Genomic DNA, 9,343 nt, shown 5'->3' with positions numbered 1-9,343 from the left:
TTTTTTCATTCACTCAGCAACATGCGGTCGTTGTCCAGCTGCTGGCCCGTGCCCGCTTTGAACTGCTCCAGGAGGTCTTGGACGGTCATCCCCTGCCGCTGTTCTCCCTCCACGTCCAGCACCACATGGCCGTCGGCCATCATCAAGGTGCGGTTGCCCAGCTCCAGGGCCTGGGACATGTTGTGGGTGACCATGAGGCAGGTGATGTGGTCCCGGGCCACAATGTCCCGGGTCAGCTTCAACACCTGCTCCGCCGTGGCGGGGTCCAAGGCTGCGGTGTGCTCATCCAGCAGCAGCAGCTGTGGAGGAACTAAGGTGGCCATGAGCAGAGTCAGGGCCTGGCGCTGTCCGCCGGACAGTAGCCCCACCGGGTGCCCCATGCGGTCCTCCAGCCCCATGCCCAACAGGCTCAAATGCTCCCGGAACATGGCCCGGTCCTTCTTGCTGATGCGGCTGAAAGGCGCGTTGCCCCGGGAGGAACGCAGATAGGCCAGAGCCAGATTCTCCTCGATGGTCATGTGGGGGGCCGTCCCCTTCAAGGGGTCCTGGAACAGCCGTCCAATGGTACGGCTGCGCTTGTGCTCCGGGAGATAGGTGATGTTGCGTCCCCCCAGAGTGATGCTGCCCTGGTCCACATAGAAGGTCCCAGCAATGGCGTTGAAGAGGGTGGATTTCCCCGCTCCGTTGGAGCCGATGATGGTGATAAAATCCCCGTCCTTTACCTCCAGGGACAGATTGGAGAGGGCGGTCTTTTCATTGATGGTACCGGGATAAAAAGTCTTGGAAATTCCCTTGATGTTCAGCATGTTCCCTCACGCTCCCTTCCCTGCCATGGCTTTTTTCTTCTGAAACGCCACCCAGCTGCGCAGGGTGGGGGCCGCAATGGCCAGACCCACGATGATGGCGGTGACCAGCTTCAGGCACTCCACCGGCACCACCTTGGTGTAGAGCACAATGGCATAAATGAGGCGATAGATGATAGAGCCCACGATCACCGCAATGGCTCCTTTTAGGATGGAGCGTCGGCCCAGCACCGTCTCACCGATGATGAGGCAGGCCAACCCGATGACCACAATGCCCGTGCCTCCGTTGATGTCGGCGGTGCGCTGGTACTGGCCCACCATGCCGCCGGACAGGGCGGTGAGGGCGTTGGCAATGCACAGGCCCACGGTAATGGTAAAGGTGGGGTTCACCGAGGAGGCCCGCACCATGTCCCGGTTGTCTCCGGTGGCCCGGATGGACAGGCCCAGCCGGGTGCCCAGGAAGAGCACCAACAGCACCGCCATGAGGATGGTCACGCCACCGGCCAGCACCGTCTCATACCACTTCCCGCCGATGCCCGTGGTGCGGAACAGAGAGAAGATGGTGTCGTCTTTGAGCAGGCTCACATTGGAACTCCAGCCCATCACCATGAGGTTCACGGTATATAATCCTGTGTTGGTGACGATGCCCGCCAAAATGGAGGGCACGCCCAGGCGAGTCTGCAAAAAGGCGGTGACAAACCCGGCACAGGCCCCTGCCACCATGGCCGCCGGAATGGCTAAAAAGGGGTGACCTGCGGCGGTCACCGTCACCGACACCGCCGCCCCCAGCACAAAGGCTCCGTCCGTGGTCAGGTCGGCAATGTCCAAAATGCGGTAGCTCAAAAACAGGGCCATGGCCACCAACGCATACAAAAAGCCCAACTCCAGGGCCGTCTGCACAATATACAGCAATTCCTTCACGCTCCTTTGCCCCGTCCGGCACTTTCGTACCGGACGGGGCATATTTTCTTATTCCTTGGTGGTGGTCACTTCCACCACTTTACCCAGCTGGCTAAACACCTGGGGGTCAATACCCAGGGCCTTGGCGGTCTCGGTGTTCACGGTAATGAGGCCGCCGTCCATGTAGTACACGTCCTCCATGCCGTCCACACCCTCCGTGATAGCCTGATAGGCCAGGTCTGCGGTGCGGGTGCCCAGATCGGTATAGTTGACGCCGCAGGTGGCAAAGGCGCCGTTTCTCACGAAGGAGTCCGCCCCGGTGTAGTGTGGAATTTTGGCCTGGGCCAGCTGCTCATAGATGGCCAGCTCGGCGGACATGATCACGTTATCGGTGGGGGTAAAGATAGCATCCACACCACCGGCCACCAGAGCGGAAGCAGCAGCAATCACCTCGTCATTGGTATTGCCCGTCTGTTCCACATAGGAGATTCCCTTGCTGTCCAAGCACTCCTTGGCCTCTTGGATGGGAGTGGCGGAGTTGGGCTCGGACAGGGAGTACAGCAGCCCCACCTTCTTCATGTCGGGATTTTGGGTGAGCATCATATCCAGAATGACGCTGGTCTCCAGGGCGTCGCTAGTACCGGTGACATAGTCCAGCCCGGTGATCTCTGCGGTCTTGGGGTCCGATACTGCGGCGTACACCACAGGGGTCTGGGTGTCCTGGGCACACAGGGCCATCACCTGAGCGGCGGTGCTGGCGATGGGGATGATGGCGTCCACCCCGTCTACAATGGCCTGGTCTCCCAGCTGCTTGAGCACGGACTGGTCGTTCTGTCCGGAGTACACCTCATATTCAATGGTTACATTCTTTTCCTGGGCAATGGAGTCCAGCTGAGTGGTGATTGCTTTGGCGATCTCATCCAGAGAGGCATGGTCCATCTGCTTGACCACAGCCACCTTGTAGGTGTCGTCCTTCCCATCCTTGCCCTCTCCACAGGCACACAAGGTCAGCAGCATGGTGCCCGCTACGGCACAAGCGGCAAATCGACGGATGATCTGATTGTTTTTCATGGTGTTTTCCTCCATTTTTTGAATTTGGGCGGTAGATGTTTTTCCGCTTTGCCAGGGCCGAAAAATGAAAAAAGCCTCTGCCCCACATGGGACAAAAGCTCAGCTTCTGCGATACCACCCAAATTGACGCCAAACGACGCCCACTCGCTTACGCATACCATCATATGCGCCCCTTCTGATAACGGGTGGGGTACCCGTCAGTCCCTACTTGGTCGCCCGTTCGGTCTGCCCTCCGAAGTCCATTCTCCTAGCTGCTCCCCGCCCCGCTCTCACCGTCCGGGACTCTCTGAAGGTTCGCCACACTGGATACTACTCTCCGTCAATGGTTTGCTGTATTGAAGTTGTTGTGGCCATTATACGCACCCGCTCCCCACTTGTCAACCCCTTTCAGAGAAAAATTTTTAGCACACTAATGTGTCATACTTTTTGAGGGGGACGTGCAAGTCCCCCAGACGACACGCATACCCTTTTCTCACGAGGGAGGGTCTGCCATGTTTCGCATCTTAAAAAAACAAGTTCTCCGGGATTCCGTCGTCCTCATCGCGCTGCTCACCGCCGCCCTGGCGCTGGTGACTGCCCCCACCCAGGCTATGACAGGGGCGAAAAATGGGCTGACCCTGTGCTGCAACGTCATCATCCCCTCCCTCTTCCCCTTTTTTGTGCTCTCCTCCCTGGCGGTGGATTTAGGGCTGGCCGCCTATCTGGGGCGGCTGCTGGAGGGAGTCATGCGCCCCCTGTTTCGGGTCAGCGGCTGCTGCGCCATGGCCGTGGTGCTGGGCTTTGTGGGCGGCTACCCCCTGGGGGCCAAAACCGCCCTGGAGCTGTACCGCCAAGGTCTGTGTACCAAGACAGAGACCGAGCGGCTTCTGGCCTTCTGCAACAACTCCGGGCCCGCCTTCATCTTGGGAGTCGTGGGGGCTGGCATCTTTGGCAGCGGTCAGATTGGCCTGCTGCTCTACGCCTCCCACTGTGTCGCCTCCCTCCTCACGGGCCTGCTCTTTCGGTTCTACGGCCACGAGGACCAGCGGGCCAAGGCAACCAGCTACCCCAAGCCCATTGCCGCCACCACCATTCCCGCCGCCTTCACCAATGGGGTGGTGCGCTCCTTTTCCAATCTGCTGAACATCTGCGCCTTTGTCATCTTCTTTTCCGCTCTCCTCCAGCTTATGTCCTACTTTGGAGTATTCACCGCCATTGCCCGGCTGCTCTCTCTGGTGGGGGTCTCCTCCCGCTATGCCCCTCAGTTGGTGGCTGGCCTGCTGGAACTAACCTCTGGTGTATCCTCCCTGGGGGGAGTGGCCAGCTCCGCCGGGTCCATCTCCATGGCCGCCTTTATGCTGGGTTGGGCCGGACTGTCCGTCCACTGTCAGGTGCTGTGCTTTCTCATCGACAGCGGACTGTCTGCCCGCACCTATCTGCTGGGCAAGTTCCTCCATGGCCTGATCTCCGCCGCCCTCACCTACCTGGTGACCACCCTCTTCCCCCTCACCTATCCGGTCTCGTACTATCTCACGTCCCAGACTCAAACCCTCACCCAACTGGATTTCCGCCACATCCTCCCGGTGACCCTGGCCACCGCCGTGCTCTGCTGGATGGCCCTTGTGGCTCTGTGTCGATTTTTGGCTGGAAAAACAGGTGGAAAATAGCGGGCATTTGGTGTATACTGAGAAAGACCTCGGAAGAACAGGAGACTTGCTATGCTGTTTCAAAAAAATATTGAACCCCGCTGCCTCTACTGCAAGCGAGGTGTGGCTCTGGATGAAGAGCAGATTTTGTGCTCCCGCAAAGGCGTGGTGGACCCAGGCGGCGCTTGCCGTGCCTTCCGGTATGACCCCTTAAAGCGTGTGCCCAAAAAGCCCGTGGTGGCCAACTTCTCCCACCTGAAAAAAGAAGACTTTATGCTCTAACCCCTCCGTTTCCTTCCAGGAGCCTGACCGATGGTCGGGCTCCTGGTTTTTTGTCCTTCTACACCAATCTCTTCTAATTTCCTTGACCCGAAGTCCACTTTTTGGTATGATAGTTTTGTGCAATACAGAGAGAAGCACATGTACAAGGAGGATGTGTTATGAACAAAATACCAATGTCTAAGCGCATCGCGGCCACTGCATTGTCAGCCAGTCTCCTGCTCAGCTGCTGTCTGACCGCACCCCCGGCCCGCGCCACAGGAGAACGTGATGTCAGCGCATCGCCCTGGTCTACCATTGTGGATGGCGATCTGGGCGACGGAAGCGTCCAGTACCTGAGAGATCGGGACGGCGTGGATGCAGGCGAAACCTACGCCATTTTCTACAACACCACCCGCAGCATTCTCTACCATACGGGGACCGGAAAGACAGACCAGGTCACCGGTACAGCCGCCAACGACGCCCTCAGCCTGGCTTCCAACTTTGCCTCTTCCCGGCAGCTGTGGACCATTGAGAAGCGGGAAGGTGATGACGGCTACAACATCAAAAGCCTGGACAGCAACCGCTATCTGGACCTGAGCCAGACCACCGCCGTCAACGGACATGTGAATACCTCGGACCAGCCGGTGCGGGTGGACATCACCTTCCATGAGGACACCGGGTCCTACTCTCTGTCCAATGGCAGCAACTACCTGACCCACGGCAGCACCGCCGGAAATAAGTACTATTGCAGCACCAGCCAGGATACGGCCCTGACTCAATTCCAACTTTATCTGGAGACCGAAGTTGCTCCCACCGTAGTGGGGGAGAATCCAAAGGGAACCGAGGCCGTGGATGTGCCCTTCAGCAGTGAGGCCACCGGAAGCCAGCACTTCCGCATCCCCTCCCTGTACACCCTGGACAACGGCTGGATCGTGGCCGCCTCGGACATCCGCTGGACCACCGGCGGTGACTCTCCCCAAAACCTGGACACCATTGTCAGCGTCTCCAAGGACAACGGACAGACTTGGGAGTGGGAAGTGGTGAACTACCTGGCGGATATGGCGGACACCTCCACCGGCAACGCCAGCAGCTCCTTCATTGATCCCTCCATCGTCCAGGACAGCAATGGAACCATTCACATGGTGGTGGATGCCTGCCCCTCTTACGTGGGCCTGATGAGCGGCAACCAGATGGGCCAGGAGAGCACCGGCTTTGACAGCCAAGGCCGCCTGCTGGTGGCCAAAGCCACCGCTGGCACCTATGCCCCCAAGACTGCATCCTCTTACACCTACTATGTGGATTTAAACAACACCAATGGTTTGGCGGAGCCCGCCAATGACAACGGCAACGATGTCATCCTCTACCCCATTTGCAGCCAAGACGGCACCGCCACAGATACCTGGGTGGATGCCTACTTGAATGTGTATGTAAAGTCTGAGGAAGACGGCACCTTCACCAAACCCTACGTCACCCAGCTGGGTAACTCCGCCAACCGGGTGCAAAAGAACCTGTTCTTCCAGAACAGTGAGTGGAAGGTCTATCCGGTGTTCTACATCATGCACCGCACCGCTCAGGTCACCGATGAGGGCTTGGAGTGGAGCGAGCCCAAGTTCTTGAACATTAAGACCGCCGCCAATGAGAAATTCACCGGCGTCTGCCCTGGCCGTGGTGTCACTATGACCTACAACGGCACAGAGCGCATTATCTTCCCCCTCTATGACAACCGCACCGGCAACGAGCTGGCCAGCGTCATCTATTCCGATGACGGCGGCGCCACTTGGCAGCGCGGAGAACACAACAGCAACCTCAATGGGGTGGGCAAGACCAGCGAATCTCAAGTGGTGCTCCTCCCCAACGGCGACCTGCGGATGTACTCCCGCAACACCATCAACTATGTCAGCTACGCCGACTCCTCCGATGGCGGCGTGACCTGGAGCCAGTGCCAGCCCGACAACAATCTGTTCAGTAAGAAGAGCGGCGGCGGCTGCATGGTCTCCTTCATCAATCTGGAGGGAACCTTAATTGGCCCCGATGACCAGGAATATGAGAATTTGATTTTGGGCTCCTACGCCCGCATTCAGCGCACAGAAGGCATTGTCCGTATCGGCTCCGCAGACGAGAACGGCACTGTCACCTGGCTCAATGAAGATGTCACCCGCTATGACGAAAACAACTACTTCGCCTACTCCTGTGTCTCCCAGCTGCAGGAGAACGGAAAGGCCACCGACACCTTTGGCATTCTCTACGAAAACCAAGGCAGTCCCTGCCAAATTAAGTATGAGACCCTTACCGTCCAAGACCTGCTGGGCGAGGGCTGGTACATGGTGCAGGATGAGAGTGAGAAGATCACTCTGACCCTGGAACCCCAGTTCGTCAATCTCAGCGTGGGCCAGTCCGGACAGGTGCAGGCCATTGTCACCCCTGAGGATGCCGCCACCATCACCTGGAGTTCGGACACTCCCGCAGTGGCTACGGTCAGTGACACTGGTGTAGTCACCGCTGTCAGCAGCGGCACTGCCACCATCACTGCCACGGCCACCGCCTCCAACGGAATTGTCCGCACCGCCAAGCTCTCTGTGGCTGTACAGGGTGAGAGCGGTATTTTCCTTCCTCCCTGTTTCCAGGACATCATTTCCAGCGAGGACCACGAGGCCCAAACCACCTATAATCTGGACACCGATGGCCTGAATGCTGAGGGTGTTTACGCCATCTATCACGCCGGGACCCAGAGAATCCTCTACCACGCCAACGGCCAGAGCAACACCGATCAGGTGACTGGCTCCGTGTCCAACAACCAGCTGATCTTGGACGGACAGTATGCCGCCAGCCGTCAGCTGTGGCGCATCACCCAGACCGAAAACGGCTACACCGTCCAGAGCCTGGAGGCCGACGGCGCCTACCTCCGCCTCAACGACAGCGCCACCCAGCCCGGTGCCCGAGTGCCGGTGCAAAGTGAGCCCTATACCCTGCACATCCAGCCTGGCGCCACCCCCGGCTCCTATACCATCTCCCACACAGTGGGCGATTGTGAGCTCTATCTGTCCCACTCCAGCGAAGCCACAAAGCAGTACTATGTGAGCGCCGAGGCCAGCGAGTTCCAGCTGTTCCTGGAGACGACCATTCCCGCTCACACCACCTATCAGGTCAGCGTCAGCGGACTGAGAGGCTTGGTGTCCTTTGTGGACACCCTGGACCCCCAGGCATATTCCGCCAGCAGCTGGGAGGCCCTCCAGGCCGCCAAGCAGGCCGCCAGCGACCTCCTATCCAGCGATGACGCCCCCGTGTTTGACAATGAGTCGGATGCCCAGGCCCGTCTGGACCAGGTGACCGCTCTCACCAAGGCCCTGTATCAGGCATGGATGGACCTGGTTCCTCCCCAGACCTCCACGGATAAGGCCCTTCTGCAAAAGACTTATGACTATGCACTGACCCTCTCCACCCAGGGTGTCACGGAAAGCGCCAAGAAGCTGTTTGAGGATGCCCTGGCTCAGGCCAAGGCAGTCCTGGACGACCCCGATGCCACCGCTGAAGAGATCAACACCGCTTGGGATGATCTGCTGGTAGGTATCTGGAGCCTGGGCCTTACCCAGGGTGACAAGGCCATGCTGGAGCAACTCATTACCAAGGCTGAGGCCATGGTAGAGGATTCTGACAAGTATGTGGCTGACCACTGGCAGGCCCTGTTGGATGCCCTGGAGACCGCTCTTGCGGTCCAGGCTGACGGCGACGCCATGCAAGAGGACGTAGATCAGGCCGCCCAAGCCTTGCTGAATGCCATTCTGGACCAGCGGTTCAAGGCAGATAAATCCATCCTGGAAGGTCTGATTGCCCAAGCACAGCGCATCGACCTCACCGGATACACCGCTCAGAGTGTGGCCACCTTCCGCACCGCACTGGCGGAAGCCCAGGCAGTTTTGGCTGACCACTCCCTCAGCGAAGATGAGCAGTCCCAGGTGGACGCCATGGTGGACAAGCTCACCGCCGCCATCCACGGCCTTACCGCCGACGGCGCAGCTGAACCCAGCGATACCCCCGCCACCGACACCCCGGAGGCCAGCAAGGCCCCTGATGCCACCCAGAAGCCCGCTCAGGACGATAAGGTGCCTGCCACGGGAGATACCCATGTGATGGACCTCTGGATCGCTCTGACTGCCGCCTCTGCCGTCGTCTTGGCCTCTCTGGCCACCGCTCGGAAAAAGCGCAGCTGATCCCTTCCTTCCCTAATACGGTACAGACGCCCCTCGATGGTCTCAGCCATCGAGGGGCGTCTGTTGTCTATTTATAGCTCTTCTCGTTACATCTTCATTTCGTCTCATTGCGCAGCATGGCGCTCAACTGTCAAAGCCACGAAAAAGGAAAAGAGGACGATCAAACGATCGTCCTCTTCGTGTCGGCACTACCTATCTTCCCGGGCCGTCGCCAGCCAAGTATTTTCGGTGCAAGTGAGCTTAACTGCCGTGTTCGGAATGGGTACGGGTGGACCCTCACTGCAATCAGCACCGACTACGGTTCCCACTTGGGTGCATCACACACTCAAGTGGGAGTGGTACACCTTCAGGGACTCGAACCCTGGACACCCTGATTAAGAGTCAGGTGCTCTACCAACTGAGCTAAAGGTGCTTGTCAGGGTTTTCCGCACCCTCAAAACTGAACAATGTGACTTTCAGCAAGCTGCCTGCATTC

General features: G+C 58.7%; 7 protein-coding genes, 1 tRNA gene and 1 rRNA gene. 3 read left to right on the top strand and 6 right to left on the bottom strand.

Going from position 1 to position 9,343, the window contains the following annotated elements; all coding sequences use genetic code 11:
• Positions 1-5: 5 nt before the first annotated feature.
• The 4 genes from E0L15_RS11730 to E0L15_RS11715 are packed head-to-tail and all read right to left on the bottom strand — an operon-like array spanning position 6 to position 2,938.
• On the bottom strand, positions 6-806 hold the full coding sequence (locus E0L15_RS11730) for an ATP-binding cassette domain-containing protein (protein ID WP_168125728.1): 801 nt from the start codon (positions 804-806) through the stop codon (positions 6-8).
• Between the two features lie 6 nt (positions 807-812).
• Positions 813-1,715, bottom strand: coding sequence for an ABC transporter permease (locus E0L15_RS11725; RefSeq protein WP_087369238.1), 903 nt, complete (start codon positions 1,713-1,715; stop codon positions 813-815).
• A 57-nt stretch (positions 1,716-1,772) separates the two neighbouring features.
• Entirely contained in the window at positions 1,773-2,774 is a 1,002-nt protein-coding gene (locus E0L15_RS11720) for an ABC transporter substrate-binding protein (RefSeq protein ID WP_168125727.1), read from the bottom strand.
• Positions 2,771-2,938, bottom strand: coding sequence for a hypothetical protein (locus E0L15_RS11715; protein ID WP_158096672.1), 168 nt, complete (start codon positions 2,936-2,938; stop codon positions 2,771-2,773). Before E0L15_RS11715 ends, E0L15_RS11720 begins: the two co-directional genes overlap by 4 nt.
• A gap of 327 nt (positions 2,939-3,265) precedes the next feature.
• Between E0L15_RS11715 and E0L15_RS11710 the strand changes: the two genes are divergently transcribed.
• The 3 genes from E0L15_RS11710 (at position 3,266) to E0L15_RS11700 (ending at position 8,868) form a co-directional block, all read left to right on the top strand.
• Positions 3,266-4,420: a nucleoside recognition domain-containing protein gene (locus E0L15_RS11710; protein WP_168125726.1), complete on the top strand. Its 1,155-nt coding sequence runs from the start codon at positions 3,266-3,268 to the stop codon at positions 4,418-4,420.
• 51 nt (positions 4,421-4,471) lie between these two features.
• Positions 4,472-4,681, top strand: a complete 210-nt coding sequence (locus tag E0L15_RS11705; protein WP_168125725.1) for a hypothetical protein — start codon at positions 4,472-4,474, stop codon at positions 4,679-4,681.
• Positions 4,682-4,839: 158 nt separating this feature from the next.
• Positions 4,840-8,868 (top strand): exo-alpha-sialidase, encoded by a 4,029-nt coding sequence (locus tag E0L15_RS11700; protein WP_168125724.1) that lies wholly within the window; start codon positions 4,840-4,842, stop codon positions 8,866-8,868.
• A 180-nt stretch (positions 8,869-9,048) separates the two neighbouring features.
• Here E0L15_RS11700 and rrf read toward each other — a convergent pair.
• A 5S ribosomal RNA gene (gene rrf / locus E0L15_RS11695) occupies positions 9,049-9,164 on the bottom strand.
• A gap of 40 nt (positions 9,165-9,204) precedes the next feature.
• A tRNA-Lys gene (locus E0L15_RS11690) sits at positions 9,205-9,280 on the bottom strand.
• Positions 9,281-9,343 lie beyond the last annotated feature (63 nt).

It is taken from the genome of Pseudoflavonifractor sp. SW1122 (assembly GCF_012027765.1).
GTDB classification, from domain to species: Bacteria; Bacillota; Clostridia; order Oscillospirales; family Oscillospiraceae; genus Enterenecus; species Enterenecus faecium.
The sequence above is the reverse complement of the archived record's forward strand: the minus strand, read 5'-3'. Positions and strand labels throughout refer to the sequence as shown.

Bases quoted from the DNA above. Each gene is read 5' to 3' on its own strand.
- E0L15_RS11705 (WP_168125725.1), top strand. From the start codon at position 4,472: ATGCTGTTTCAAAAAAATATTGAACCCCGCTGCCTCTACTGCAAGCGA.
- E0L15_RS11730 (WP_168125728.1), bottom strand. From the start codon at position 806: ATGCTGAACATCAAGGGAATTTCCAAGACTTTTTATCCCGGTACCATC.
- E0L15_RS11710 (WP_168125726.1), top strand. From the start codon at position 3,266: ATGTTTCGCATCTTAAAAAAACAAGTTCTCCGGGATTCCGTCGTCCTC.
- E0L15_RS11720 (WP_168125727.1), bottom strand. From the start codon at position 2,774: ATGAAAAACAATCAGATCATCCGTCGATTTGCCGCTTGTGCCGTAGCG.
- E0L15_RS11700 (WP_168125724.1), top strand. From the start codon at position 4,840: ATGAACAAAATACCAATGTCTAAGCGCATCGCGGCCACTGCATTGTCA.
- E0L15_RS11715 (WP_158096672.1), bottom strand. From the start codon at position 2,938: ATGATGGTATGCGTAAGCGAGTGGGCGTCGTTTGGCGTCAATTTGGGT.